Genomic DNA, 25592 nt, shown 5'->3' on the forward strand with positions numbered 1-25592 from the left:
AGTATCAGCTCAGGAGTACCGGCTCAGAAGTACCAGGGGAAGGGCGACCAGTCGGGCTCGCGCTTCTCGAGGAACTGGTCACGGCCCTCGACGGCCTCGTCGGTCATGTAGGCGAGACGCGTCGCCTCGCCGGCGAAGACCTGCTGGCCCATGAGGCCGTCGTCGGTGAGGTTGAAGGCGAACTTCAGCATGCGCTGCGCCTGCGGGCTCTTGCCCATGATCTCGGTCGCGACCTGCAGCGCCTCGCGCTCGAGGTCGGCGTGGTCGGCGACGATGTTGACGGCGCCCATCCGCTGCATGTCCTCGGCGGAGTACGTGCGGCCGAGGAAGAAGATCTCGCGGGCGAACTTCTGGCCGACCATCTTGGCCAGGTAGGCGCTGCCGTAGCCGGCGTCGAAGCTGCCCACGTCGGCATCCGTCTGCTTGAAGCGCGCGTGCTCGCGGCTCGCGATCGTCAGGTCGCACACGACGTGGAGGGAGTGGCCGCCGCCGGCCGCCCAGCCGGGCACGACGGCGATGACGACCTTGGGCATGGTGCGGATGAGGCGCTGCACCTCGAGGATGTGCAGGCGGCCGCCCTGCGCCCGGGTGCGTGCCGCGTCGACGGTGTCGGCGGTCTCGCCCTCGGCGTACTGGTAGCCCGAGCGGCCGCGGATGCGCTGGTCGCCGCCCGAGCAGAAGGCCCACTTGCCGTCCTTGGGGCTCGGGCCGTTGCCGGTGATGAGCACGACACCGACGTCGGGCGTCATCCGGGCGTGGTCGAGCGCGCGGTAGAGCTCGTCGACGGTGTGCGGCCGGAAGGCGTTGAGCACCTCGGGCCGGTCGAAGGCGATGCGCACGACGCCGGACTCGGCGTGCGGGCGGCCCTCGACGGGACGGCGGCGGTGGTAGGTGATGTCGGTGAGGTCGAAGCCCTCGACGGGCGCCCACTCGCTCGGGTCGAAGATGTCTGACACGGCGCTCTGGCTCGGCTCGCTGCTCACGGACCGACCCTATCGGCGGGGCTAGGGTCGGCCGTATGCCGATCCCTCCCTACGTCTCCCACCTGCGCACCATGGTCGGCACCGAGCTGCTGTGGATGCCCGGGGTCACGGCCGTCGTGCTGCGCGAGGTGGCGGGGGGTGCCCAAGAGGTGCTCCTCGTGCGGCGCAGCGACAACGGAGAGTGGACCCCGGTCACCGGGATCGTCGACCCGGGTGAGGACCCGCACGTCACCGCGACCCGCGAGGTCGAGGAGGAGGCGTGCGTCGTCGCCGAGGTCGAGCGCCTCGTCTGGGTGTCGGCGAGCGGCGTCGTGACGCACCTCAACGGCGATCTCGGGCAGTACCTCGACCACACCTTCCGCTGCCGCTGGGTCTCGGGGGAGCCGCGGCCCGGTGACGACGAGTCGACCGACGCGCGCTGGTTCCCGCTCGACGCGCTGCCGCAGATGCGCCAGGTCTTCCGCGACCGCATCGCGATCGCCGTCGACAACCCCGCAGACGTCGTCCTCGGTCCGGTCGCCTCGGGCGCGCGCGGGGCATGACATCTGTCAGGGGGAGGTGCTGACAGAGGGGCCGGGTCGCCGGGCTCGCGCGCTCCTACCGTCGAGGGAGCAGACGGGGCACCCGCCCCGCACCCGTCCCCAGGAGGCACCCGTGTCCGCACCTCGTTGGTTCATCGCCGCCGGCATCGCGCTCATCGCCATGGCGCTCGGCCCCGCCGGCCACGGGCTGTGGTGGCTCGTCGGCCTCACCTTCGCCTTCGGCAGCTGGGGGCGCTACGGCTGCGGGCCGGGTGCACGCCACCGCCGCGACGCCGTCGGCGCGGGCGACCCGGTCGCGCCGGCCCCGGCGCCCGTACCGGTCCCCGACCCGAGCCGCGACCGGCACGAGGCCTTCCCGGCCCGCTGAGCGGGTCCCCGGTCACCGGTCACCGGTGACGCGTCGTCGGTGATGATGGGGGCATGACGACGCTGCCGCCGGTCGACGACCTCCTCTCGGGTGCCCACGTCGTCTCGCTGCCGATGCGGGTCCGCTTCCGCGGGGTCGACGTGCGCGAGGCCCTGCTGATCGAGGGTCCCTCGGGCTGGGGCGAGTTCAGCCCCTTCGTCGAGTACGCCGACGCCGAGTCCGCGCGATGGCTCGCCGCCGGCATCGAGGCCGCGTATGCCGTGTGGCCGGCCCCCGTGCGCACCGCCGTGTCCGTCAACGCGACCGTCCCCGCCGTCGGTCCGGACCGCGTGCCGGAGGTGCTCGCCCGGTTCGACGGGTGCACGACCGCGAAGGTCAAGGTCGCCGAGAAGGGCCAGTCCCTCGACGACGACGTCGACCGCGTGGCCGCCGTCCGGTCCGCGATGGGGGCCGGGGCGCACGTGCGCATCGACGCGAACGGCGGCTGGGACGTCGCCACGGCCACGGAGGCACTGAGGAGGCTGGCGGCATACCACCTCGAGTACGCCGAGCAGCCCTGCGCCACGGTCGAGGAGCTCGTCGAGCTGCGGACCGCCCTGGCGCGCAACGGGATCGACGTCCCCATCGCAGCCGACGAGTCGATCCGCAAGGCCGAGGACCCGGTCCGGGTCGCGCGGCTCGGCGCGGCCGACGTCGTCGTCGTCAAGGTCGCCCCGCTCGGCGGTGTGGCGGCCGCGCTCGAGGTCGTCGAGGCGTGCGGGCTCCCTGCCGTCGTGTCCTCGGCCCTCGACACGAGCGTCGGCATCGCGGCCGGTGTCGCCCTCGCGGCGGCGCTGCCCTCGCTCGACCACGCCTGCGGGCTCGGCACCGTCGGACTCTTCGAACGCGACGTCTCGGCGACGCCGTGGCGGCCCGCGGGCGGGCTGCTGACGGTCGGCCGCGCCGTGCCCGACCCCGCGACCCTCGAGGCGCTCGCCGCCCCGGCCGACCGGCAGCGGTGGTGGCGTGACCGGCTCGTCCGCTGCCACGCGGTGCTCGCCGCCGGGAGTCCGCGGTGATCAAGGCCTGCCTCAACGGCGACCGCACCCGACGCCAGCACCCGCGTGTGCCGCAGACGCCCGACGAGCTCGCACGGGCCGCGGCCGATGCGGTGGCGGCCGGCGCGTTCATGGTGCACGTGCACCCCCGGGACGACTCGGGTCGCGAGACCCTCGAGACCCGGCACGTCGTCGAGGCCGTCACTGCGATCAGGGCCGCGACACCGGGACTGCGCGTCGGCCTGAGCACCCGCGACGGCATCGTCGACAGTGCCCGGCGCAAGCTCGCCCACGTCTCCGAGTGGCCGTCGCCCGACCTCGGCGGACCGGACTGCGCCAGCGTCAACTGGCACGAGGACGGCGCTGTCGAGATCGCGGCTGCACTGCGCGACAACGGGATCGGGGTCGAGGCCGGCATCTGGACGCCGCAGGCCGCCAGCAGCTTCGTCGCCACCGGCTGGCCCTGGCAGGTCGAGCGGGTGCTCGTCGAGCTCATCCCCGGCGTCACACCCGGCTCCGACGGGCCTTGGGCTGCCGAGCGGATCCTCGCGGCGCTCGGGATGTCGCCGGTGCCCGTCCTCGTGCACGGCGAGGAGCGGTGGACCTGGCCGGTGCTGCGCTGGGCGCAGGCGGCCGGCTACGACGTGCGCATCGGCCTCGAGGACACCCGCCTGATGCCGGACGGCAGGGAGGCCCGCGACAACGCGGCGCTCGTCGCCGCAGCCGTCCGTTCCGAGCCGAGCACGCCCTCGCGCTGGCCGGTCCCCGACGCCCCCGGCTGAGCGTGCGGCACGCCTCGCCCGACTACGAGGCCTGGCAGATCACCGGACCGGCCGGCGAGCGCATCGTCTGCATGCCCGGTGGGGAGCTGGCGAGCTGGCCCGGCTCCGGCGCCTGACCCGTCGTCGACGTCTCAGGGTCGGGCGGCGCGCGGCTGCCTGACCTGTCGGGCGAGCTCGCGCAGCCACGCGGCCTCCGCGCGACGGTCCGCGCGGGAGACCGGGACCTCGAGCACCCTGGTGCCAGAGGGTCTTTCGGCGAGAGCCGCGGCGAGCCGCTCGAGGTCGTCGACGCGTTCGTATGCCGTGTGGTGCGCCGCGCACAGTGCCTCGAGGTCCGTGCCGTGCGGGGTCGCGAAGACCCGCTCGAAGGCGCCGGCGTAGCGACGGTCGCCCTGCTCGAGGGTGCTGAAGATGGCGCCGCCATCGTCGCTCAGGACGACGAACGTGAGGTCCGGGCGGCGCTGGCCGCGGCCCATGAGCAGGCCGTTCGTGTCGTGGAGGAAGGTGAGGTCGCCGAGGTAGGCGATGCTGCGGGTCGCCCGCGGCCGGCCCAGTGCGACACCTACTGCCGTCGAGACCATGCCGTCGATGCCCGCGAGACCGCGGTTGCCGACGACGAAGCGGTGCTCGTGCGGCGGCCACGGTGCGGCCATGACGTCGAGGTCGCGGACGGGGTTCGACGAGCCGACGACGAGGCTCGTGTCCGCTGCGACAGCTGCCCCGACGACTGCCGCGACGGTCAGTGGCGACAGGCCCGCGTCACCCGGTGGTCGAGCCGGATCACCGTGGGGCGCAGCGAGTCCCGCATCGATGAGGGTCGACAGCCGGTCGTCGGCTGCCCGCCAGGCGGCGAACCACGCCGGGTCGTCCGGACCGTCGACTCGCGGCACGACGTCGAGCATGCGGGCGACCCGGCCGGGGTCGGTGGCCACGCCGTCCCGGCCGCGGACCGACAGGACCTCGAGGCCCGGGTCGCTGATGAGGCTCGTGACGGGCCGCGACAGCGTCGGGTGGCCGACCACGACGACGCGCTCGACGTCGTCCCGCAGGTCGGTCGTCAGCAGCAGCCGGCCCGTGCGCAGGACCTGGCCACCGACGCGGGCGCCGGAGGTGGGCTCGGCGACGAGCGGCCAGCCGGCGGCCTCGGCGAGCAGCCGTGCAGCAGGTCCGGCGTCGTCACCGGCCACGACGACGGTGCGCGGCCCGAGCGTCAGCAGCTCCCCGTCGGTCGGAATGGTCACCGATGCCTCGACCCCTGAGCTCCCCGCGACTCCCGGCGACGACTCCTGCCGACGCAGGACCTCCGCCGGGGCGGAGCTGTCGTGGCTCTGGAGGGCTTCGGGGCGGTGCCACCACGTGTCGGGGTCGGGGTCGGACGGCATGAGGTCACCGTCGAGCTGGACGTTGAGGTGGGTCGGTCCACGGCGCGAGCACGCTTGCGCCACAACCGATTCGAGGTCCTCGTACGGCAGCGCGGCGGTGAGGTCGTGGCACGGTGCGAAGGTCCCGAAGATGCCGGCCTGGTCGGTCGTCTGGTTGGCGCCCGTGCCTCGCAGCCGGTCCGGACGGTCGGCGCTGACGACGACCAGCCGACGGCCGGTGTGGTGCGCCTCCATGACCGCCGGCAGCAGGTTGCCGACGGCCGTGCCGGACGTCGTGACCACGGCGACCGGCCGCCGAGAGCCCGTGGCCAGCCCGAGGGCGAGGAACCCGGCCGACCGTTCGTCGACGCGGACGTGCAGGCGCAGGTCACCGTCACGCTCTGCCGCGTCTAGCGCCAGCGCGAACGGCGCCGAGCGCGAGCCCGGTGCGAGCACGACGTCACGCACTCCGCCCTGCCACAGCTGCTGCAGCACGCGCAGGGCGAGCTCCGGCGCAGTCCGGTCACCCGTCACCGTGGCCGCCTCCCGTCAGTCGCTGGCGAGCGCGTCGCGCATCGGGATGAGCTTGGCGTCGGACTCGGCGACCTCGGACTCGGGGTCGGACCCCGCGACGATGCCGCACCCGGCATACAGCGTGATCTGCGAGGGGTCGCGGGCGTCGAGGGCGCCGCTGCGCAGGGCGATGCCCCACGCGCCGTCGCCGTGCCCGTCCATCCAGCCGACGGGGCCGGCGTAGCGGCCCCGGTCCATGTGCTCCAGCTCGCCGATGAGCTCGACGGCGCGGGCCGTCGGCGTGCCGCCCACGGCGGCGGACGGGTGCAGCGACGCGGCGAGCGTCAGCGACGAGGCGTCGTCGACGCTGACCGCGGCGACGTCGGTCGCGAGGTGCATGACGTTGGGCAGGTGCAGCACGAAGGGGGCCTCGGGCACGTTCATCGACGAGCAGTGCGGCGCCAGCGCCTCGGCGACGGAGCGGACGGCGTACTCGTGCTCCTCGAGGTCCTTGGACGAGCGCGCGAGCGAGGCGGCGAGCGCGAGGTCCTTGGCGTCGTCGCCGGTGCGACGGATCGTGCCGGCGAGCACGCGCGAGGTGATCAGGCCCTTGTCGCGCCGGACGAGGAGCTCCGGCGTCGCGCCGACGAGGCCCGCGACGGAGAAGACCCACGTGTTCTCGTAGCGGTCGGCGAGACGGCGCAGCAGCCAACGGGGGTCGATGGGGGCGGACGCCGTCGCGACGAGGTCGCGGGCGAGGACGACCTTGTCGACCTCACCCGCCCCGATCCGCTGCACGGCCTCGGCGACGGCATGGGCGTAGGCGGCGGGGGAGACCTGCCCGTCCGCGAAGGCCACGTCACGCGGAGGCTCGGGATCGCTTGCGACAGAGGGGCGCTCGAGGAGCGTCAGCTGCGGGTCGAGAGAGAAGGTGGTGAGCCATCCCTGGCCGTCACGGCGTCCGACGATCGTCGACGGTACGACGAGGCGGGCCGACTCGGCGGAGTCCGAGGCGAAGGGGAAGGATCCGAAGCACACGAGCCCCGTGCCCGGCCGCTCGACCTCGTCGCGCACGACGGCGCGGCGGACGATGTCGCACCACCACGCCTCTGCCTCGCCGAAGCGGTCGGCGCCCGTCGCCTCGAACGTCAGGGCCGAGCCCCACCCGACGAGGCCCTCGCCGCGGCGCACCCACGACAGCAGCTCGTCGTGCGGCCGGTCGGACGGGAGGTAGGCAAGCAGGGGGTCCGCGGCCTCGAGGGGCACCGTGCGGACGACGACCGTCGGTCCCGCGGCGGGGGACGGCGCTCCAGGGGCGGGAAGCGTGGACATCGGTTGCAACTCTACGACCGAACGACCGCGACCCCCGCCGTGTGGCCGCAGGTGCGACCCGACCCACACCCGCGCGGGTGCGAGGATGAGCGCATGACCCGTGCGCAGCTGGACAAGAAGCCGGTCGACGTCGCGTCGATGTTCGACACCGTGGCCGAGAAGTACGACGTGACCAACGACGTCCTCTCGCTCGGCCAGGACCGGCTGTGGCGCCGGGCCGTCGTCAAGGCCGTCGACGCCAAGCCGGGGGAGCGCATCCTCGACATCGCCGCCGGCACCGGCACCTCGAGCGAGCCGTGGGCCGACCAGGAGATCGAGGTCGTCCCGGCCGACTTCTCGCTCGGCATGCTGCGCGTCGGTCGCCGCCGCCGCCCCGACATGGCGTTCACGGCCGCCGACGCGATGAGCCTGCCGTTCGCCGACGCGAGTTTCGACGTCGTGACGATGAGCTTCGGGCTGCGCAACGTCGCCGACGCCGAGACGGCGCTGCGCGAGTTCCTCCGCGTCACCAAGCCCGGCGGCCGCCTGCTCGTCTGCGAGTTCAGCCAGCCGGTCAACAAGGTCTTCCGCACGGTCTACTCCAACTACCTCATGCGGGCCCTGCCGCCGGTGGCGCGCCGCACGTCGAGCAACCCCGACTCCTACGTCTACCTCGCCGAGTCCATCCGCGCCTGGCCGCCGCAGGGCGAGCTCGCCCGCGTCATCGAGGCGGCCGGCTGGCAGCAGGTCGGCTGGACCAACCTCACGGGCGGCATCGTCGCGCTGCACCACGCCACCAAGCGCTGAGCCACGACCACGTATGCCGCCCGCAGCCCTCGTGGCGGGGTCCACGGGGGCGCAGGTCGCCCAGCGACCGTGAGCTCCCGTGTGCAGGGTTAGGCATGCCTTATCTGACAAGGGCGAAATCCCGGGAATAGACTCCCGAAGTTAGTTCGTGAAGATCTTCACAAGCGGTCCGGAAGCGTGCAGGAGACATGACCAGTTCGAGCGTCGCGCCCAGCCCCTCGGGCTCTGGCGCTGCACCCGTCGAGCGGGCCGACGTCATCGTCGTCGGCGCCGGCCCGGGTGGCAGTGCGACGGCCGCGTACCTCGCGGACCACGGCCTGGACGTCGTCCTCCTCGAGAAGTCCTCCTTCCCCCGCGACAAGATCTGCGGCGACGGGCTGACCCCCCGCGCGACGAAGGAGCTCATCTCCCTCGGCGTCGACACGACCGGCTGGCAGCGCACCAAGGGCCTGCGGATCAAGGGCGGCGGCCACACCCTGCAGCTCGACTGGCCCGAGTCCGACGCCTTCCCGGGCTACGGCATGGTGCGCACCCGCGCCCAGCTCGACGAGACCCTGGCCCGCCACGCCGAGGCAAAGGGCGCCCGCCTCCACGAGCGCACCAGCGTCTCCGCCCCCGTGCGTGACTCCTCGGGCCGCGTCACCGGCGTCACGGCCAAGCGCCTCGACGAGGCCGGCCGCGCGACGGGCGAGACCGTCACCTACCGCGCCCCCGTCGTCGTCGCGAGCGACGGTGTCTCCTCCCGCCTCGCCACCGCCGTCGGCCGACCGAAGCGCGAGGACCGCGTCATGGGCGTCGCGGTCCGGGCGTACTACCGCACGCCGCGACGCGACGACTACATGGAGAGCCACCTCGAGCTGTGGAGCCGCGACGAGAGCGGCAAGCGCATCCTCATGCCGGGCTACGGCTGGCTCTTCCCGCTCGAGGACGGCCGCACCAACGTCGGCCTCGGCACCCTCGACACCACCTCGGCCTTCCAGAAGACGGACTACAAGGACGTCATGCGTCGCTGGGTCGAGGACATCAACCCCGAGTGGCAGCTCGAGCACGACGAGACGGCCGGCCCGATCCGCGGAGCCGCGCTGCCGATGGGCTTCAACCGCGCGCCGCTCTACGCCGACGGCCTGTTGCTCGTCGGTGACTCCGGCGGCATGGTCAACCCCTTCAACGGCGAGGGCATCGACTACGCCCTCGAGGCCGCGCGGCTCGGCGCCGAGCTCGTCGCGCAGGCGATGGCACGCCCGAGCGACGCTGCGCGCGAGAGGGTGCTCGCGGCATACCCCAAGGTCATGAAGGACGAGCTCGGCGGCTACTTCACGCTCGGACGCTGGTTCGCCCACGCCATCGGCAACCCCGAGGTCATGCGCCTCGCGACGAAGTACGGCCTGCCCCGCACCAAGCTCATGCCGTTGCTCCTCAAGATCATGGCCAACCTCGCCGACCCCTCGAGCAAGGGCGCGAGCGACCGCCTCATCACCACCCTCTCCCGGCTGGCGCCGAGCGCATGAGCACCCTGCGCGCCGACGCCTTTGTGACGCCGAGCACAATCGTCACCGACGCCCCTAGGATGGGTGCGCCGCGCACCTGCGCCCCAGCTCTCACCATGCACGACACGCACGACCGGAAGGCACGTGACCTCGGATGAACTCCTACGTCCCGATCCTGTTCATGCTGGGTCTCGGCTTCGCGTTCGCCGCGCTGTCGGTCTTCACCTCGCTCGTCGTCGGGCCCAAGCGCTACAACCGCGCCAAGCTCGAGGCCTACGAGTGCGGCATCCAGCCGACGCCGCAGGCGGCCGGCGGTGGTCGCGTCCCGATCAAGTACTACCTGACGGCGATGCTCTTCATCATCTTCGACATCGAGTCCGTCTTCCTCTATCCGTTCGCGGTGGCCTTCAACAAGCTGGGCCTCTTCGCGCTGGTCGAGATGGTCCTGTTCATCCTCACGGTGTTCGTCGCCTACGCCTACGTGTGGCGTCGCGGCGGGCTCGAGTGGGACTGACCCGGGGAACCATGCCGCACCTGCGGCGCGCGTCCACCGGGTTTCATCAGGAAGGTTAAGGAGTAAGCAATGGGTCTCGAAGAGAAGCTCCCAGCCGGGTTCCTGCTCTCGACCGTCGAGGGTCTCGCCGGCTACATGCGCAAGGCCTCGATCTGGCCGGCCACGTTCGGCCTCGCCTGCTGCGCCATCGAGATGATGGCCGTGGGCACGCCCGACTACGACATCGCCCGGTTCGGCATGGAGCGCTTCTCGGCGACGCCGCGCCAGGCCGACCTGATGATCGTGGCCGGTCGCGTGAGCCAGAAGATGGCGCCGGTCGTGCGCCAGGTCTACGACCAGATGCCCAACCCCAAGTGGGTCATCTCGATGGGCGTCTGCGCCAGCTCGGGCGGCATGTTCAACAACTACGCCATCGTCCAGGGCGTCGACCACATCATCCCGGTCGACATCTACCTGCCCGGCTGCCCGCCGCGGCCGCAGATGCTGCTCAACGCGATCATCGAGCTGCACCACCAGATCGAGACCTCTCCGCTGGGCGTCAACCGGGAGAACGCCGCCAAGGCCGCCGAGGCCGCCGCGCTCTCCGCGACCCCGACGCACCAGATGAAGGGCCTGCTCGCATGAGCGACGGCGACAAGAACGACGACAAGGGCGCCGTGAACGCCGACACGACCAAGGACCAGTCCTCGGGCCTGACGCCGCACGAGATCGAGCTGGCCCAGGAGCGCACCCCCACCGAGCCCGAGGTCGTCGGCGTGCGCCACGGCATGTTCGGCGCGACCCAGGGCGCCGACACGACCGGCTACGGCGGCCTCGTCCGCCCGATCCTCGTCGCCGGCGTGTCCGAGCGGCCCTACGGCGGCTACTTCGACGAGATCGCCGACAACCTCGAGCGTGGCCTCGTGGGCGGCACCGCCTCCTACGCCGAGGCCGTCGACCGCGTCGTCATCGACCGCGGCGAGATGACGATCCACGTCCGCCGCGAGCACCTGCCCGCGGTGGCGCGCGTCCTGCGCGACGACGCCTCGCTGCGCTTCGAGATCGTCACCGGCGTCTCGGGCGTGCACTACCCGAACCGCGCCGGCGAGGAGCTGCACGCGGTCTACCACTTCCTGTCGATCACCCACGGCGGCCGGCGGGTCCGCGTCGAGGTCAGCTGCCCCGACGACGACCGCCACATCCCGTCGATCGTCTCGATCTACCCGGCCAACGACTGGCACGAGCGCGAGACGTGGGACATGTTCGGCATCGAGTTCGACGGCCACCCGGCCCTCACCCGAATCCTCATGCCCGACGACTGGCCGGGCCACCCGCAGCGGAAGGACTACCCCCTCGGCGGCATCCCCGTCGAGTACAAGGGCGCCACCGTCCCGCCGCCGGACCAGCGGAGGTCGTACAACTGATGAGCACGCACACCGAGTTCACCCAGACCGAGGTGCCGGACCCCGGCGCCAACGACGTCTACGCCACGTCCGTGGCCGACGAGCAGGCCAGCGAGGGCGCCCACGTCTTCAACGCCGCCGGCGGCGACTGGAACGACCTCGTCGACGAGGCCACCTCGCTCGGCGAGGAGCGCATCGTCGTCAACATGGGGCCGCAGCACCCGTCGACGCACGGCGTGCTCCGACTCATCCTCGAGATCGACGGCGAGACGGTGACCGAGGCCCGCGCGGGCATCGGCTACCTCCACACCGGCATCGAGAAGAACATGGAGTACCGCACCTGGGTGCAGGGCGTCACGTTCTGCACGCGCATGGACTACCTCACGCCCATGTTCCAGGAGGCGGCCTACTGCCTCGCGATCGAGAAGCTGCTCGGCATCACCGACGACATCCCCGAGCGCGCCAACGTCATCCGCGTCCTCATGATGGAGATGACGCGCATCAGCAGCCACCTCATCTGCCTCGGCACCGGTGGCATGGAGATGGGCGCGACGACCGTCATGACCGTCGCCTTCCGTGAGCGCGAGCGACTGCTGCGCGTCATCGAGATGGTGACCGGCCTGCGCATGAACAACGCCTACATCCGTCCCGGCGGCGTGGCCCAGGACCTGCCGCCCGGCTGCATCGACGCGCTGCGCGAGATGGTCCCCGAGGTCCGTCGCGGCCTCGGCGAGCTCGAGGCGCTCCTCAACGAGAACCCCATCCTCAAGGGCCGTACGGTCGACGTGGGTGTGCTGGGCCTCGCCGGCTGCATGGCGCTCGGCATCACCGGCCCGGTGCTCCGCTCGACCGGCCTGCCGCACGACCTGCGCAAGCTCGACCCCTACTGCGGCTACGAGACCTACGACTTCGAGGTCAAGACCCGCACGAGCCAGGACGCCTACGGCCGCCTGCGCATCCGCATCGACGAGATGTACGAGTCGCTGAAGATCATCGAGCAGGCCACCGACCGCCTCCAGGCGAACGAGGGCCCGGTCATGGTCGCCGACAAGAAGATCGCGTGGCCGGCGCAGCTCGCGCTGGGCAGCGACGGCCTCGGCAACAGCCTCGACCACATCCGCGAGATCATGGGCACCTCGATGGAGTCCCTGATCCACCACTTCAAGCTCGTCACCGAGGGCTTCCGGGTGCCGGCAGGCCAGGCGTACGTCGGCATCGAGTCACCCAAGGGCGAGCTGGGCTGCCACGTCGTCTCCGACGGCGGCACGCGCCCCTACCGCGCGCACTTCCGCGACCCGAGCTTCAACAACCTGCAGGCCGTGGCCGCGATGTGCGAAGGCAGCCAGATCGCCGACGTCATCGTCGCCGTGGCCTCGATCGACCCCGTCATGGGAGGTGTGGACCGTTGAGCGGCCACGACGCTTCAGGCCACCTGCACGTCAGCCCGGAGTCGAAGGCGCCCTATGCCGCCGACGTCCTCGAGAAGCTGCACGTCGACGCCGCCGAGGTCATCTCGCGCTACCCGCAGAAGCGCTCGGCGCTGCTGCCGCTGCTGCACCTCGTGCAGTCCGTCGACGGCTACGTCACGGGCCGCGGCGTCAGCTTCTGCGCTGAGGTGCTCGACCTCACCGAGGCCGAGGTGAGCGGCGTCGCCACCTTCTACACGCAGTACAAGCGCCACCCCAACGGTGACTACACCGTCGGCGTCTGCACCAACACGCTGTGCGCCATCATGGGCGGCGACCTGATCTTCGACCGGCTCTCCGAGCACCTCGGCATCGGCCACGACGAGACGACCGAGGACGGCAAGATCACCCTCGAGCGCGTCGAGTGCAACGCCGCGTGCGACTACGCGCCCGTCGTCATGGCCAACTGGGAGTTCTTCGACAACCAGACGCCAGAGAGCACGATCGGCCTCGTCGAGGACCTCCGCGCCGGCAAGGACGTCGCGCCGACGCGCGGCGCCGCCAAGGTCTGCACGTTCAGGGAGGTCTCGCGGGTGCTCGCGGGCTTCGAGGACGGCCGCGCCGACGAGGGCGTGGGCGCCGGCCCGGCGTCCCTGCTCGGCCTCAGGATCGCCAACGAGCGCGGCTGGGTCGCCCCCGGCTCCGGCAGCGCCGACGGGAAGGACGGATCGAAGTGACCGACACCCTGACCCCGATCCTCACGAAGTTCTGGGACGACCCACAGTCCTGGACCCTCGCGACGTACGAGCGCCACGACGGCTACAAGGCCCTCACCAAGGCGCTCGACATGGAGCCGCAGGCGATCATCGACGCCGTCAAGGACTCCAGCATCCGTGGCCGCGGAGGCGCCGGCTTCCCGACCGGCATGAAGTGGTCGTTCATGAGCCCGCCCGACGGCGGTCCGCGCTACCTCGTCGTCAACGCCGACGAGTCCGAGCCGGGCACGTGCAAGGACGTGCCGCTCATGATGGCCAACCCGCACGCGCTCATCGAGGGCGTCATCATCGCCTCGTACGCCATCGGCTGCGAGCACGCGTTCATCTACCTCCGCGGTGAGGTCGTCCACGTCTACCGCCGCCTGCTGCGCGCCGTCGAGGAGGCCCGCGCCGCGGGTCACCTCGGTGACAACGTCGGCGGCAAGGGCGTCAAGGTCGACATCACCGTGCACGCCGGCGCCGGCGCCTACATCTGCGGCGAGGAGACGGCCCTGCTCGACTCGCTGGAGGGTCGCCGCGGCCAGCCGCGCCTCAAGCCGCCGTTCCCCGGCGCCGCCGGCCTCTACGCCCGCCCGACGTCGGTCAACAACGTCGAGTCGATCGCCTCGGTGCCCGGGATCATCCTCGAGGGCTCCGACTGGTTCAAGGGCATGGGCACCGAGAAGTCCACGGGCTTCGGCATCTTCAGCCTCTCCGGCCACGTCACCAACCCCGGCCAGTTCGAGGCCCCGCTCGGCATCACCATGCGTGAGCTCATCGAGCTCGCCGGTGGCATGCGCGGCGGCCGCAAGCTGAAGTTCTGGACGCCCGGTGGCAGCTCGACGCCGATCTTCACCGACGAGCACCTCGACGTGCCGCTCGACTTCGACTCGGTCGCAGCGGCCGGCTCGATGCTCGGCACGCGCGCGCTGCAGGTCTTCGACGAGACCGTCTCGGTGGTGCGCGCCGTCGCCCGGTGGACCGACTTCTACGCCCACGAGTCGTGCGGCAAGTGCACCCCGTGCCGTGAGGGCACGTGGTGGCTGCGCCAGATCATGAACCGCATCGAGGCGGGCCAGGGGACGCAGGACGACATCGACAAGCTCGTCGACATCTGCGACAACATCCTCGGCCGCAGCTTCTGTGCCCTCGGTGACGCGGCCACGAGCCCGATCACCTCGGCCGTCCAGTACTTCCGCGAGGAGTTCGAGGCCGGCATGCACACGCCGGCGCACGAGCTGTTCCCACCGGAGAAGTCGGTCCTCTTCCCTGTCCAGACCCCGGTCCAGACCAAGGAGTCCAGCGGGATGGTGTCCGCATGACCGTCACGACCTCCCCGTCCGCAGGCGGCAACGCCGTCGACAAGGGCGGCAACGCACAGGTGCCCCCGAACCCCGACCACGTCGGCCTGACGATCGACGGCGTGCCCGTCAGCGTGCCCAAGGGCACGCTCGTCATCCGCGCGGCCGAGACCGTCGGCATCGAGATCCCGCGCTTCTGCGACCACCCGCTGCTCGACCCCGTCGGGGCGTGCCGCCAGTGCCTCGTCGACGTGGCGATGCCCGACCGCGAGGGCAACGTCCGCCCGATGCCCAAGCCGCAGGCGTCCTGCACGATGACCGTGTCCGAGGGCATGGTCGTCAACACGCAGCACACCTCCAAGGTCGCCGACAAGGCGCAGCACGGCGTCATGGAGCTGCTTCTCATCAACCACCCGCTCGACTGCCCGGTCTGCGACAAGGGCGGCGAGTGCCCCCTGCAGAACCAGGCGATGAGCAACGGCCGGGCCGTGTCGCGCTTCGAGGACGTCAAGCGCACCTACCCCAAGCCGATCAACATCTCCTCGCAGGTGCTGCTCGACCGTGAGCGCTGCGTGCTCTGCGCCCGGTGCACCCGCTTCTCCGACCAGGTCGCCGGCGACCCCTTCATCGCGCTCGTCGAGCGCGGTGCGCTGCAGCAGGTCGGCATCTACGAGGACAAGCCCTTCGAGAGCTACTTCTCGGGCAACACCGTGCAGATCTGCCCGGTCGGCGCCCTGACCGGCGCCGCCTACCGCTTCCGCAGCCGGCCGTTCGACCTCGTGTCGACGCCGTCGGTCTGCGAGCACTGTGCGAGCGGCTGCGCCATCCGCACCGACCACCGCCGCGGCGTCGTGCTGCGGCGAATGGCTGCCGAGGACCAGGCGGTCAACGAGGAGTGGAACTGCGACAAGGGTCGCTGGGCCTTCACCTACGCCACGCTGCCCGACCGCGTCGAGCTGCCGATGGTGCGTGACGGCGACGGCGAGCTCAAGGTCGTCGGCTGGCCCGAGGCGCTCGCCGTCGCAGCGGCAGGCCTGGCCGGCAAGCGCGCCGGTGTGCTCGTCGGCGGTCGCGTGTCGGCCGAGGACGCCTACGCCTACGGCAAGTTCGCGCGCGTCGTGCTCGGCACCAACGACGTCGACTTCCGCTCGCGCCCGCACTCGGCCGAGGAGGTCGCCTTCCTCGCCGAGCACGTCGTCGCTACCGGCCCCGAGGCCGGCTCGGTCACCTACGCCGACCTCGAGAAGGCGACCGCCGTCCTGCTCGTCGGCTTCGAGCCCGAGGACGAGAGCCCCATCGTCTTCCTGCGCCTGCGCAAGGCCTTCCGCAAGCACAAGACGCAGGTGTATGCCGTGGGCTCCCACGCGACGCGCGGCCTGACCAAGCTCGGTGGCACCCTGCTGCCGACCGTCCCCGGCCACGAGGCCGCTGCCCTGGCCGACCTCGCGGGCCCCGCCCGCGAGGCCCTCGCCGGCGGAGGCGTCATCCTCGTCGGTGAGCGCCTCGCCACCTCGCCCGGTGCGCTGCGTGCCGCGGCCGACCTCTCCGCCGCCACCGGTGCCCGCCTCGCGTGGGTGCCGCGTCGGGCGGGGGAGCGCGGTGCCCTGGAGGCCGGTGCGCTCGGTGCGCTCCTGCCCGGAGGCCGCCCCGTCGCCGACGCCGCGGCCCGTGCCGAGGTCGCCCGCGCCTGGGACGTCGACCACGTCCCGGCCACGCCGGCCCGCGACACGGCCGGCATCGTCGCGGCCGCCGCCGCGGGCGAGATCGAGGCCCTGCTCGTCGGTGGCGTCGACCCGTCCGACCTCGGTGACCCGGCCGCCGCTGCTGCCCTCGAGAAGGCGTTCGTCGTCTCCCTCGAGCTGCGCGAGTCGCCCGTGACCGCCGTCGCCGACGTCGTGCTGCCCGTCGCGCCGCAGGCCGAGAAGACCGGCACCTACGTCAACTGGGAGGGCCGCGTCCGCGCCTTCGAGGAGGCGCTCGAGAGCAACGCCGTGAGCGACCACCGTGCGCTCGACATGCTCGCGAGCGAGATGGGCTTCTTCCTCGAGACCCGCACCCAGCGCGAGATCCACGCCCAGTTCGAGGCGCTCGGCCCGTGGGCCGGAGCCCGTGCCACGGCTGCTCCCGAGGGCCACCGTGCCGCCGGGGCGCCCGACGGCAGCGGCGACTTCGTCCTGTCCACGTGGGCGACGCTCCTCGACGCCGGTCGCATGCAGGACGGCGAGCCGTTCCTCGCCGGCACCGCGCCGCGGGCCGTCGCCCGGCTGTCGGCCGCGTCGGCCGCCTCCCTCGGCCTGGCCGAGGACGACCACGTCACGGTCGCCGGTCCGGCGGGCAGCGTCACGCTGCCGGCGGAGGTCGTCGAAGGCATGGTCGACGGCGTCGTGTGGCTCCCGACCAACTCCAGGGACTGCTCCGTCCGAGCCGGCCTCGGCACCGATGCCGGTGGCCGCGTCCACGTCACGAAGGGTGGTGCGGCATGAGCCTCGGCCTGACCGCATACGGGGTGGCGGCCGCGCTGCCCATGACCGAGAACCCCACGGCGGACTTCAGCGACACCCCGTGGTGGCTGGCCCTCATCAAGGCCGTCGGCATCTTCGTCTACCTGCTCATCTCGACGCTGCTCGTCATCTGGTTCGAGCGACGCGTCATCGGCCGCATGCAGCAGCGCCCGGGCCCGAACCGCAACGGCCCGTTCGGTCTGCTCCAGACCCTCGCCGACGGCATGAAGTCGATGCTCAAGGAAGACATCACGCCGGCCAACGCCGAGAAGCTCATCTACACCCTCGCGCCGCTCATCGCCGCGACGATGGCCTTCGTGTCGTTCGCGATCATCCCGGTCGGCGGCACCGTGTCGATGTTCGGCCACGAGACGCCGCTGCAGGTGACCGACGTCCCCGTCGCCGTGCTGCTCGTGCTCGCCGTCGCCTCGGTCGGCGTCTACGGCATCATCCTCGCCGGGTGGAGCTCCGGCTCGACGTACCCGCTGCTCGGTGGCCTGCGCTCGACCGCCCAGGTCATCAGCTACGAGATCGCCATGGGCCTCTCGCTCGTCGCGATCTTCCTCTACAGCGGCTCGATGTCGACCTCGGCCATCGTCTCGGCGCAGAGCTCGCTCTGGTACATCCTGCCGGCGTTCTTCAGCTTCGCCGTCTACGTCATCACCATGGTCGGCGAGACCAACCGTCTGCCCTTCGACCTCGCCGAGGGCGAGGGGGAGCTGACCGGTGGCTTCCACACCGAGTACTCCTCGATGCGCTTCGCGATGTTCTTCCTCGGCGAGTACGTCAACATGTTCACCGTCTCGGCCCTGGCCACCACGCTGTTCCTCGGTGGCTGGCAGGCCCCGCCGTTCATCTCGGCGATCAACGACAACATGTTCGGCGGCGGCTGGTGGGGCCTGCTGTGGTTCACCGCCAAGCTGTGGCTCTTCATGTTCCTCTTCGTCTGGCTGCGTGGCTCGCTGCCGCGTGTGCGCTACGACCAGTTCATGCGCTTCGGCTGGAAGTTCCTCATCCCGATCACCCTGGCCTGGGTCGTCGCCGTCGCGTTCATCCGTGGCGCGCAGCTCGGCTTCCTCGGTGACAGCAAGCTGACCTTCGCCGGACGCGAGCTGTCCGTCGCGACCGTCGTCATCGTCAGCATCGTCGCCGTCATCGCGCTCGCCGCCGCCTGGATCTGGGACGACAAGCGCGCGGCCCGCGCCGCCGCCGAGGACGAGGCCCCGCCGGAGGAGATCGACCCCTTCCAGGACGGCTACCCCGTGCCGCCCCTTCCGGGTCAGCGCCTCGCCGAGCCGACGCCGCGCCTCGCGTCGTCGCGCGAGCCGGTCCTGACGACCGCCAGCGCCTCAAGCACTGCCAGCCCGAGCACCTCGACCGCCGTCAAGGAGGAGGACCATGGCTGACGACACCGTCGGCAAGGACGTGTCGCCCCAGAGCCCCGCCACCGGCAAGGGCTCGGAGGTCGGCGCCCCGCGTGACCAGCGATCCGGCAGCGACGAGCGCGAGAAGGGCTTCCTGTCCGAGCTCTTCGCGCCCGTGGCCGGTTTCGGGGTGTCGTTCTCGACGATGTTCCGCAAGGTCGCCACCGAGGAGTACCCCGAGAAGCCGCGCCCCACGGCGCCGCGCTTCCACGGCCGCCACCAGCTCAACCGCTACCCGGACGGCCTCGAGAAGTGCATCGGCTGCGAGCTGTGCGCGTGGGCCTGCCCCGCGGACGCGATCCTCGTCGAGGGCGCCGACAACGACGACACCCCGCTCGAGCAGGGTGGCAAGGGCCGCTTCAGCCCCGGCGAGCGCTACGGCCGCGTCTACCAGATCAACTACCTGCGCTGCATCTTCTGCGGCCTGTGCATCGAGGCCTGCCCGACGCGCGCCCTGACGATGACGAACTTCTACGAGCTGGCCGACAACGACCGCGGCAAGCTGATCTTCACCAAGGACCAGCTGCTCGCGCCGCTGCAGAGCGGCATGCTCCCGCCGCCGTTCCCGATGTCCGACGGGCTCGAGGAGCGCGACTACTACCAGGGCAAGGTCAGCGAGCCGACCGCCGCGCAGCGCGCCTACGTCGACGCGCGTGACGCCGTCGACGACGATGACGACGTCTACGCCGAGGGGCCGGGCAACGTCGCGGCCGCCACCCCGGGGGAGCACGACGTCGTGCACGTGACGCACCCGACCGCACCCCAGACCAGGGAAGGGGCCAACCCGTGACCTCCACCGCCGAAGCCGTCGGCTTCTGGCTGCTCGCTCCGATCGCGGTCGTCGCCGCGCTGGGCCTGCTCTTCGCCAAGAAGGCCGTCCACGCCGCCCTCGGCATGGCGCTCGTCATGGTGATCCTCGGGATCTTCTACATCATGCAGAAGGCCGACTTCCTCGGGATCGTGCAGGTGTTCGTCTACACCGGCGCCGTGATGATGCTCTTCCTCTTCGTCCTCATGCTCGTCGGCGTCGACTCCTCCGACTCGATCGTCGAGACGATCAAGGGCCAGCGCTGGGCCTCCCTGCTGCTCGTCGTCGGCCTCGCCGGCATCCTCGTCTTCTCGCTCGGCCGCGTCGTCATCGACGAGCAGAGCGTGCAGGCCGGCATGGACAAGGTCGTCTCGACCAACGCCGAGACCGGCAACGTGACCGGCCTCGCCGAGCTGATCTTCGGCCAGTACGTCTGGATCTTCGAGGTCACCTCCGCGCTGCTCATCACGGCCGCCCTCGGCGCCATGGTGCTCGCGCACCGCGAGCGCCTGACGCCGCGCATCACGCAGGCCGAGTGGGCCGCCAAGCGCGTCCGCGACAACAAGAACGTCGCCGGCCTGCCCGCGCCCGGTGTCTACGCCCGCCACAACGCGGTCGACACCCCGGCGCTGCTGCCCGACGGCACGCCGAGCGACCTGTCCGTCTCGCGCGTCCTCGTGGCGCGCGACCAGGTCGCGACCGCCGACGGCTTCAAGGACGTCGAGCGCCACATGGAGCGCGAGATCGAGGAGGGTCGGTCCAAGTGAGCCCGATGCACTACGTCTACCTCGCGGTGCTGCTCTTCGCGATCGGCGCGGCCGCCGTGCTGATCCGACGCAACGCGATCATCGTCTTCATGGGTGTCGAGCTCATGCTCAACGCGACCAACCTCGCCCTCGTCACCTTCTCCCGGATGCACGGCGCCCTCGACGGGCAGGTCATGGCCCTGTTCGTCATGGTCGTCGCAGCCGCGGAGGTCGTCGTGGGGCTCGCCATCATCATGGCGATCTTCCGCGCCCGCCGCTCGGCCTCGGTCGACGACGCCAACCTGCTGAAGCTGTAAGGAGCGCCGGCCAGAATGGGAACTCTCGTCCAGACGCTCGCGAGCTCGCCGAGCACGCTGAGCACGTATGCCGTGGGCCTCGCCACGCACGAAGGTGAGGCGCACGCCGCCAGCGGGGTGACGGCATACGCGTGGCTTCTCGTCGCGCTGCCGCTGCTCGGCGCCGCCGTCCTGCTGCTCGGCGGCCGCCGCACCGACAAGTTCGGGCCCGTGCTCGCGACGGTCCTGTCGTGGAGCGCCTTCGTCGTCGGCGCGCTCGTCTTCCTCGCGATGCTCGGCCGGGGCGCCGAGGACCGCGCCGTGGGCATCGACCTGTTCGACTGGGTCGCCGCGGGCGCCTTCAAGGTGAGCGCGGGGCTGCTCGTCGACCAGCTGTCCATGGTCTTCGTGCTGCTCATCACCTTCGTCGGCTCGCTCATCCACGTGTACTCGCTCGGGTACATGGAGCACGACCCCGACCGGCGCCGCTTCTTCGCCTACCTCAACCTCTTCGTCGCGGCGATGCTGCTGCTCGTCCTGGCCAACTCCTACCTGCTGCTCTACGTCGGCTGGGAGGGCGTCGGTCTCGCGAGCTACCTGCTCATCGGCTTCTGGAACTACAACCCGGCCTACGCGACCGCGGCCAACAAGGCCTTCGTCGCCAACCGCGTCGGCGACTTCGGCCTGTCCATCGCGATCATGCTGATGTTCTTCCACTTCGGCGCCGTCGACTTCCAGACGGTGCTCGGCGCGGCCGGCGACAACGCCAACCAGGGCTTCATGACGGCCATCGGCCTGATGCTGCTCCTCGGTGCCTGCGGCAAGTCGGCGCAGTTCCCGCTCCAGAGCTGGCTCGGTGACGCCATGGCCGGCCCGACGCCGGTGTCGGCGCTCATCCACGCCGCGACCATGGTCACGGCCGGCGTCTACCTCGTCGTGCGCTCGTCGGCGATCTTCGAGGCGGCCCCGACCGCCCAGCTCGTCGTCGTCATCGTCGGCGCCATCACACTGCTCTTCGGGGCGATCGTCGGCTGCGCCAAGGACGACATCAAGAAGGCCCTCGCGGCGTCGACGATGAGCCAGATCGGCTACATGATGCTCGCGGCGGGCCTCGGCCCGGTCGGCTACGCCTTCGCGATCTTCCACCTGCTGACGCACGGCTTCTTCAAGGCCGGGATGTTCCTCGGCGCCGGCTCGGTCATGCACGGCATGAACGACCAGGTCGACATGCGCCGCTTCGGCGGCCTGTCCGGGGCCATGAAGATCACCTGGGCCACCTTCGGCCTCGGCTGGCTGGCCATCCTCGGTGTCCCCCCGTTCTCGGGCTACTGGTCCAAGGACAAGATCATCGAGGCCGCCTTCATCGGCGAGGGCTGGCGCCCGTGGGTCTTCGGTCTCGCCGCCCTCATCGGCGCGGGCATCACGGCCTTCTACATGTCGCGCCTGTTCTTCATGACCTTCCACGGCAAGAAGCGCTGGACCGACGACGTCCACCCCCACGAGTCCGGCCTGCTCATGACGGTGCCGATGATGATCCTCGCGGTCGGGTCGGCCTTCCTCGGCCTCGTGCTCGGCGCCACCGGCGGCATCACGACCTGGCTCGAGCCGGTCACCGGGGCCGAGCCGGAGGGCGCCCACCCCGTGCTGCCGCCGTGGCTGCTCGTCGTGCTGACCCTGGTCCTCGTCGCGGCCGGTATCGCCCTGGCCTGGCTGCGCTACTGGCGCGACGACGTCCCGGCCAAGGCCCCGGCGGGCTCGCTGCTCACGCAGGCCGCCCGCAAGGACCTCTACCAGGACCAGGTCAACGAGGCCCTCCTCATGCGACCCGGCATCCACCTCACGCGCTCGCTCGTCTTCGCCGACAGCAAGGGCGTGGACGGTGCGGCCGGTGGCCTCGCCGCCCTCGTCGGCGGGACGAGCTCCCGCCTGCGCAAGCTGCAGAACGGCTTCGCGCGCTCCTATGCCCTGACGATGCTCGCTGGTGTCGTCGCCATCCTCGGTGCTCTTTGGGTGATGTCCTGATGACCGCAATGTCCACCGTCCCCTGGCTGACGATCCTCGGCCTCATCCCGCTCGTCGGGGCGCTCGTCGTCGCCTTCGTGCCGGGGAGCGCCGAGAACGCCAAGCGGATGGCGATCGGCTTCTCGCTCGTCACGCTCGTCGTCGGCATCATCGCCGCGACGCAGTTCGACCGCGCCTCGAGCAAGCAGTTCCAGCTCGGTGAGCAGCACTCGTGGATCCCTCAGTTCGGTGTCTCCTACGCCCTCGGCGTCGACGGCATCGCGCTCGTGCTCATCCTCATGGCGCTCGTCCTGACGCCGATCTGCCTGCTCGCCGCCTGGCACGACGTGCCCGAGGAGGCCGGCCCCCGCGGCGGCCAGCGCGTCAAGTCCTACTTCGCGCTGATCCTCGTGCTCGAGACGTTCATGGTCGGGGTGTTCGCCGCCACCGACGTGTTCCTCTTCTACGTCTTCTTCGAGGCCATGCTCATCCCGGTCTACTTCCTCATCGGTCGCTTCGGCGGTCCGCGCCGGCAGTACGCCGCGATGAAGTTCCTGCTCTTCTCGCTGGCCGGCGGGCTCATCATGCTCGTCGCCGTCATCGCCCTGTACCTCCAGGGCCCCGGCGGCAGCGACGGCTTCCTCATCGAGCGTCTCACCGGCCTGCAGATGGACCCGACCACCGAGCGCCTGCTCTTCGTCGGCTTCTTCTTCGCCTTCGCGGTCAAGGCGCCGATGGTGCCGTTCCACACCTGGCTGCCCGACGCCGCCACCGAGTCCTCGCCCGCCACGGCGACGCTGCTCGTCGGTGTGCTCGACAAGGTCGGCACGTTCGGGATGATCCGCTTCTGCCTCCAGCTCTTCCCGGAGGCCAGCGAGTGGGCGACGCCCGTCGTCGTGGCCCTCGCGGTGATCTCCGTCATCTACGGTGCGCTGCTCGCCATCGGCCAGACCGACATGATGCGCCTGGTGTCCTACACCTCGGTCAGCCACTTCGGCTTCATCGTGCTGGGCATCTTCGCCTTCACCAACGTCGGCCACGCGGGCTCCACGCTCTACATGGTCAACCACGGTTTCTCGACCGCGGCGCTCTTCCTCTTCGCGGCGATGCTCGTACGCCGTCGCGGGAGCAAGCGCATCCCCGACTTCGGTGGGTGGCAGCGGATCACGCCGGCCCTCGCGGGCATCTTCCTCATCGCGGGCCTCTCGGGCCTCGGCCTGCCGGGCCTGGCGAGCTTCGTCTCGGAGTTCACCGTCCTCGTGGGCAGCTTCCCGACACAGCCGGTGGCCGCCGTCATCGCGACGGCCGGCATCATCCTCGCCGCGCTCTACATCCTGCTCATGTACAAGAAGGTCATGACCGGCCCGAAGCCCGAGGGCCTCGTGAGCGAGCGTGAGCACGACCGGCTCGACGAGCCGGCCCGCCGCGGTCTCACCGCCGTGCGTGACCTGACGACGCGCGAGAAGCTCGTCGCCGCGCCCCTGATCGCTGCGTTCCTCGTGCTCGGCTTCCTGCCGAACCTCGCGCTCAACGTGATCAACCCGGCCGTCGACCAGACCCTGTCGCACGTCCAGAAAGCCATTCCGAACCTCAACCCGGCCGGCACCGTGGCCGAAGGGAGCTCGAAGTGACCGCCGTCGCTCCGCTGGCGCTGCCCACGCTTCCCGCAGCGTTCCAGCAGTCGAACGTCGACTACCTCGCGATCCTGCCGTTGCTCATCGTCTTCGGCACGGCGCTCATCGGTGTCCTCGTCGAGGCGTTCGCCTCGCGCGAGCGGCGCCACGCCATCCAGGTGACGCTCTCGGTCGTGGGCCTGCTCGCGGCAGCCGCGTCGATCATCGTCGCGGCCAAGCACCAGGGCCTGACGATGGGCCTGACGGACGGCTCGACCAACCGCCAGCTCTTCGCCCTCGCCATCGACGGCCCGGCCCTGTTCATGCAGGGCACGATCCTGCTCATGGGTGTCCTCGGCGTCCTGACGATGGCCGAGCGCTTCGGTGGCGTCGGTCCCGACGCGTTCACCCCCAGCGGTGCGTCGACGCCGGGCTCGGCCGTCGAGACCGCTGCGGCCCGTGCGGGTGCGCTGACCTCCGAGGTCTTCCCGCTGACGATGTTCGCGATCTTCGGCATGATGCTCTTCCCGACGACGAACGACCTCATCGGCATGTTCGTCGCGCTCGAGGTGCTCTCGCTGCCGCTCTACATCCTCTCGGGCCTCGCGCGCCGTCGTCGTCTCCTGTCGCAGGAGGCCTCGCTGAAGTACTTCCTGCTCGGCGCGTTCAGCTCGGCGTTCTTCCTCTTCGGCACGGCCCTGCTCTACGGCTACGCCGGCTCGGTCTACTTCGGTGACCTGTCCAAGGCGATCGCCGCCGGCCCGCTGGCCATGAACGGCCTGCTCCTGCCCGGTGCGTTCCTCGTCTTCGTCGGCCTGCTCTTCAAGGTCGGTGCGGTGCCGTTCCACGCGTGGACTCCCGACGTCTACCAGGGCGCCCCGACGCCGGTCACCGGCTTCATGGCGGCGTGCACCAAGGCCGCTGCGTTCGGCGCGATCCTGCGCCTGGCCTACGTCGGCCTCGACACCGGCCGCTGGGAGTGGACCAACGCGCTCGTCCTCGTCGCGCTGCTGACGATGGTCGTCGGCGCGGTGCTGTCGGTCACGCAGACCGACATGAAGCGCCTGCTCGCCTACTCCTCGATCGCGCACGCGGGCTTCATCCTCGTCGGCGTGCTCGCCTTCGACCGCAAGGCCGTCGGCGCGGTGCTCTTCTACCTCGTCGCCTACGGCTTCTCGACGATCGCGGCGTTCGCCATCGTGTCGCTCGTGCGCCAGAACGGCGCCGAGGCCACGCACCTGTCCCAGTGGGCCGGGCTCGGCAAGCGCTACCCGGTCGTCGCCGCGGCGTTCGCCTTCCTCATGCTCGCCTTCGCCGGCATCCCGCTGACCTCGGGCTTCGTCTCGAAGTTCGGCGTGTTCTCGGCGGCCGTTGGCACGGGCGGCGCCACGGGCACGGTGCTCGCGGTCGTCGGCGTGCTCTGCAGCGCGATCACGGTGTTCGTCTACGCCCGGGTCATCGTCCTGATGTTCTTCAGCGACGCCCCCGACGACGGCGTCGAGGTCGTGACGCCGTCGGTGTCGACGACGTTCTCGATCGCCATCGGCACGCTGATCACCCTGGCCCTCGGCGTCCTGCCGTCGGCCCTGCTCGACCTCGCCGACCGCGCGTCGCAGTTCGTCCGATGACGGCTCGCACGCGTCAGCACGGTCACG

Annotated in this window: 24 protein-coding genes; 21 read left to right on the plus strand and 3 right to left on the minus strand. The window is 71.1% G+C overall.

All coding sequences use genetic code 11. From position 1 onward, the window contains the following. Window positions 1-23: 23 nt before the first annotated feature. Window positions 24-983 carry a 1,4-dihydroxy-2-naphthoyl-CoA synthase gene (locus IEY30_RS11510; RefSeq protein ID WP_030195877.1) on the minus strand — a complete coding sequence of 320 codons (960 nt, stop codon included), beginning with the start codon at window positions 981-983 and terminating at the stop codon, window positions 24-26. A gap of 35 nt (window positions 984-1018) precedes the next feature. On the opposite strand from IEY30_RS11510, the gene IEY30_RS11515 reads away from it, so the two are divergent. The 5 genes from IEY30_RS11515 (at window position 1019) to IEY30_RS21900 (ending at window position 3827) form a co-directional block, all read left to right on the plus strand. Further along, entirely contained in the window at window positions 1019-1525 is a 507-nt protein-coding gene (locus IEY30_RS11515) for an NUDIX hydrolase (RefSeq protein WP_030195880.1), read from the plus strand. Between the two features lie 112 nt (window positions 1526-1637). After that, window positions 1638-1892 (plus strand): hypothetical protein, encoded by a 255-nt coding sequence (locus IEY30_RS11520; RefSeq protein ID WP_030195885.1) that lies wholly within the window; start codon window positions 1638-1640, stop codon window positions 1890-1892. Between the two features lie 53 nt (window positions 1893-1945). Then, window positions 1946-2950 (plus strand): o-succinylbenzoate synthase, encoded by a 1005-nt coding sequence (locus IEY30_RS11525; RefSeq protein ID WP_030195888.1) that lies wholly within the window; start codon window positions 1946-1948, stop codon window positions 2948-2950. After that, entirely contained in the window at window positions 2947-3711 is a 765-nt protein-coding gene (locus tag IEY30_RS11530) for a 3-keto-5-aminohexanoate cleavage protein (protein WP_030195892.1), read from the plus strand. Before IEY30_RS11525 ends, IEY30_RS11530 begins: the two co-directional genes overlap by 4 nt. A 2-nt stretch (window positions 3712-3713) precedes the next feature. Then, entirely contained in the window at window positions 3714-3827 is a 114-nt protein-coding gene (locus IEY30_RS21900) for a DUF6188 family protein (RefSeq protein WP_229674958.1), read from the plus strand. A gap of 15 nt (window positions 3828-3842) precedes the next feature. Here IEY30_RS21900 and menD read toward each other — a convergent pair whose 3' ends face one another. Then, on the minus strand, window positions 3843-5606 hold the full coding sequence (menD, locus tag IEY30_RS11535; protein ID WP_030195897.1) for a 2-succinyl-5-enolpyruvyl-6-hydroxy-3-cyclohexene-1-carboxylic-acid synthase: 1764 nt from the start codon (window positions 5604-5606) through the stop codon (window positions 3843-3845). A gap of 15 nt (window positions 5607-5621) precedes the next feature. After that, window positions 5622-6917: an isochorismate synthase gene (locus IEY30_RS11540; protein WP_030195902.1), complete on the minus strand. Its 1296-nt coding sequence runs from the start codon at window positions 6915-6917 to the stop codon at window positions 5622-5624. Between the two features lie 93 nt (window positions 6918-7010). On the opposite strand from IEY30_RS11540, the gene IEY30_RS11545 reads away from it, so the two are divergent. The 16 genes from IEY30_RS11545 to nuoN all read left to right on the plus strand — a co-directional run bounded on the left by IEY30_RS11545 (window position 7011) and on the right by nuoN (window position 25565). Beyond that, complete coding sequence (locus IEY30_RS11545) at window positions 7011-7703, plus strand: demethylmenaquinone methyltransferase (protein ID WP_030195904.1); 693 nt, start codon at window positions 7011-7013, stop codon at window positions 7701-7703. A gap of 188 nt (window positions 7704-7891) precedes the next feature. Then, window positions 7892-9211: a geranylgeranyl reductase family protein gene (locus IEY30_RS11550; RefSeq protein WP_030195905.1), complete on the plus strand. Its 1320-nt coding sequence runs from the start codon at window positions 7892-7894 to the stop codon at window positions 9209-9211. Window positions 9212-9344: 133 nt separating this feature from the next. Next, window positions 9345-9704 carry an NADH-quinone oxidoreductase subunit A gene (locus IEY30_RS11555; protein ID WP_020145018.1) on the plus strand — a complete coding sequence of 120 codons (360 nt, stop codon included), beginning with the start codon at window positions 9345-9347 and terminating at the stop codon, window positions 9702-9704. A 69-nt stretch (window positions 9705-9773) separates the two neighbouring features. Beyond that, window positions 9774-10328 carry a NuoB/complex I 20 kDa subunit family protein gene (locus tag IEY30_RS11560; RefSeq protein WP_030195906.1) on the plus strand — a complete coding sequence of 185 codons (555 nt, stop codon included), beginning with the start codon at window positions 9774-9776 and terminating at the stop codon, window positions 10326-10328. Continuing rightward, entirely contained in the window at window positions 10325-11107 is a 783-nt protein-coding gene (locus IEY30_RS11565; protein ID WP_030195908.1) for an NADH-quinone oxidoreductase subunit C, read from the plus strand. The genes IEY30_RS11560 and IEY30_RS11565 overlap by 4 nt, the downstream gene beginning before the upstream one ends. Next, window positions 11107-12495: an NADH-quinone oxidoreductase subunit D gene (locus IEY30_RS11570; RefSeq protein ID WP_030195917.1), complete on the plus strand. Its 1389-nt coding sequence runs from the start codon at window positions 11107-11109 to the stop codon at window positions 12493-12495. The genes IEY30_RS11565 and IEY30_RS11570 overlap by 1 nt, the downstream gene beginning before the upstream one ends. After that, window positions 12492-13229 carry an NADH-quinone oxidoreductase subunit NuoE gene (gene nuoE / locus IEY30_RS11575; RefSeq protein ID WP_030195921.1) on the plus strand — a complete coding sequence of 246 codons (738 nt, stop codon included), beginning with the start codon at window positions 12492-12494 and terminating at the stop codon, window positions 13227-13229. Before IEY30_RS11570 ends, nuoE begins: the two co-directional genes overlap by 4 nt. Next, window positions 13226-14569, plus strand: a complete 1344-nt coding sequence (gene nuoF, locus IEY30_RS11580; RefSeq protein WP_030195926.1) for an NADH-quinone oxidoreductase subunit NuoF — start codon at window positions 13226-13228, stop codon at window positions 14567-14569. Before nuoE ends, nuoF begins: the two co-directional genes overlap by 4 nt. Beyond that, on the plus strand, window positions 14566-17031 hold the full coding sequence (locus tag IEY30_RS11585; protein ID WP_030195930.1) for an NADH-quinone oxidoreductase subunit G: 2466 nt from the start codon (window positions 14566-14568) through the stop codon (window positions 17029-17031). The genes nuoF and IEY30_RS11585 overlap by 4 nt, the downstream gene beginning before the upstream one ends. Beyond that, on the plus strand, window positions 17028-18455 hold the full coding sequence (gene nuoH / locus IEY30_RS11590) for an NADH-quinone oxidoreductase subunit NuoH (RefSeq protein ID WP_030195933.1): 1428 nt from the start codon (window positions 17028-17030) through the stop codon (window positions 18453-18455). Before IEY30_RS11585 ends, nuoH begins: the two co-directional genes overlap by 4 nt. Beyond that, window positions 18448-19263 (plus strand): NADH-quinone oxidoreductase subunit NuoI, encoded by an 816-nt coding sequence (nuoI, locus tag IEY30_RS11595; protein ID WP_030195950.1) that lies wholly within the window; start codon window positions 18448-18450, stop codon window positions 19261-19263. Before nuoH ends, nuoI begins: the two co-directional genes overlap by 8 nt. Then, window positions 19260-20048 carry an NADH-quinone oxidoreductase subunit J gene (locus IEY30_RS11600; protein WP_030195963.1) on the plus strand — a complete coding sequence of 263 codons (789 nt, stop codon included), beginning with the start codon at window positions 19260-19262 and terminating at the stop codon, window positions 20046-20048. Before nuoI ends, IEY30_RS11600 begins: the two co-directional genes overlap by 4 nt. 5 nt (window positions 20049-20053) lie before the next feature. Further along, on the plus strand, window positions 20054-20344 hold the full coding sequence (gene nuoK / locus IEY30_RS11605; RefSeq protein WP_373286712.1) for an NADH-quinone oxidoreductase subunit NuoK: 291 nt from the start codon (window positions 20054-20056) through the stop codon (window positions 20342-20344). A gap of 15 nt (window positions 20345-20359) precedes the next feature. Then, window positions 20360-22345, plus strand: a complete 1986-nt coding sequence (nuoL, locus tag IEY30_RS11610) for an NADH-quinone oxidoreductase subunit L (protein WP_030195974.1) — start codon at window positions 20360-20362, stop codon at window positions 22343-22345. 8 nt (window positions 22346-22353) lie between these two features. Then, a complete protein-coding gene (locus IEY30_RS11615) occupies window positions 22354-23955 on the plus strand; it encodes an NADH-quinone oxidoreductase subunit M (protein WP_030195976.1) in 1602 nt (533 codons plus the stop codon). Then, window positions 23952-25565, plus strand: a complete 1614-nt coding sequence (nuoN, locus tag IEY30_RS11620; RefSeq protein WP_030195980.1) for an NADH-quinone oxidoreductase subunit NuoN — start codon at window positions 23952-23954, stop codon at window positions 25563-25565. The genes IEY30_RS11615 and nuoN overlap by 4 nt, the downstream gene beginning before the upstream one ends. Window positions 25566-25592: the final 27 nt, after the last annotated feature.

The sequence above is a fragment of the Terrabacter tumescens genome, assembly GCF_014646815.1.
GTDB classification, from domain to species: Bacteria; Actinomycetota; Actinomycetes; order Actinomycetales; family Dermatophilaceae; genus Terrabacter; species Terrabacter tumescens.

Bases quoted from the DNA above. Each gene is read 5' to 3' on its own strand.
- nuoI (WP_030195950.1), top strand. From the start codon at position 18,448: ATGGCTGACGACACCGTCGGCAAGGACGTGTCGCCCCAGAGCCCCGCC.
- IEY30_RS11555 (WP_020145018.1), top strand. From the start codon at position 9,345: ATGAACTCCTACGTCCCGATCCTGTTCATGCTGGGTCTCGGCTTCGCG.
- IEY30_RS11615 (WP_030195976.1), top strand. From the start codon at position 22,354: ATGTCCACCGTCCCCTGGCTGACGATCCTCGGCCTCATCCCGCTCGTC.
- IEY30_RS11525 (WP_030195888.1), top strand. From the start codon at position 1,946: ATGACGACGCTGCCGCCGGTCGACGACCTCCTCTCGGGTGCCCACGTC.
- IEY30_RS11565 (WP_030195908.1), top strand. From the start codon at position 10,325: ATGAGCGACGGCGACAAGAACGACGACAAGGGCGCCGTGAACGCCGAC.
- nuoK (WP_373286712.1), top strand. From the start codon at position 20,054: ATGCACTACGTCTACCTCGCGGTGCTGCTCTTCGCGATCGGCGCGGCC.
- IEY30_RS11545 (WP_030195904.1), top strand. From the start codon at position 7,011: ATGACCCGTGCGCAGCTGGACAAGAAGCCGGTCGACGTCGCGTCGATG.
- IEY30_RS11560 (WP_030195906.1), top strand. From the start codon at position 9,774: ATGGGTCTCGAAGAGAAGCTCCCAGCCGGGTTCCTGCTCTCGACCGTC.
- IEY30_RS11570 (WP_030195917.1), top strand. From the start codon at position 11,107: ATGAGCACGCACACCGAGTTCACCCAGACCGAGGTGCCGGACCCCGGC.
- IEY30_RS11540 (WP_030195902.1), bottom strand. From the start codon at position 6,917: ATGTCCACGCTTCCCGCCCCTGGAGCGCCGTCCCCCGCCGCGGGACCG.
- nuoL (WP_030195974.1), top strand. From the start codon at position 20,360: ATGGGAACTCTCGTCCAGACGCTCGCGAGCTCGCCGAGCACGCTGAGC.
- nuoH (WP_030195933.1), top strand. From the start codon at position 17,028: ATGAGCCTCGGCCTGACCGCATACGGGGTGGCGGCCGCGCTGCCCATG.
- IEY30_RS11515 (WP_030195880.1), top strand. From the start codon at position 1,019: ATGCCGATCCCTCCCTACGTCTCCCACCTGCGCACCATGGTCGGCACC.
- IEY30_RS11585 (WP_030195930.1), top strand. From the start codon at position 14,566: ATGACCGTCACGACCTCCCCGTCCGCAGGCGGCAACGCCGTCGACAAG.
- IEY30_RS11550 (WP_030195905.1), top strand. From the start codon at position 7,892: ATGACCAGTTCGAGCGTCGCGCCCAGCCCCTCGGGCTCTGGCGCTGCA.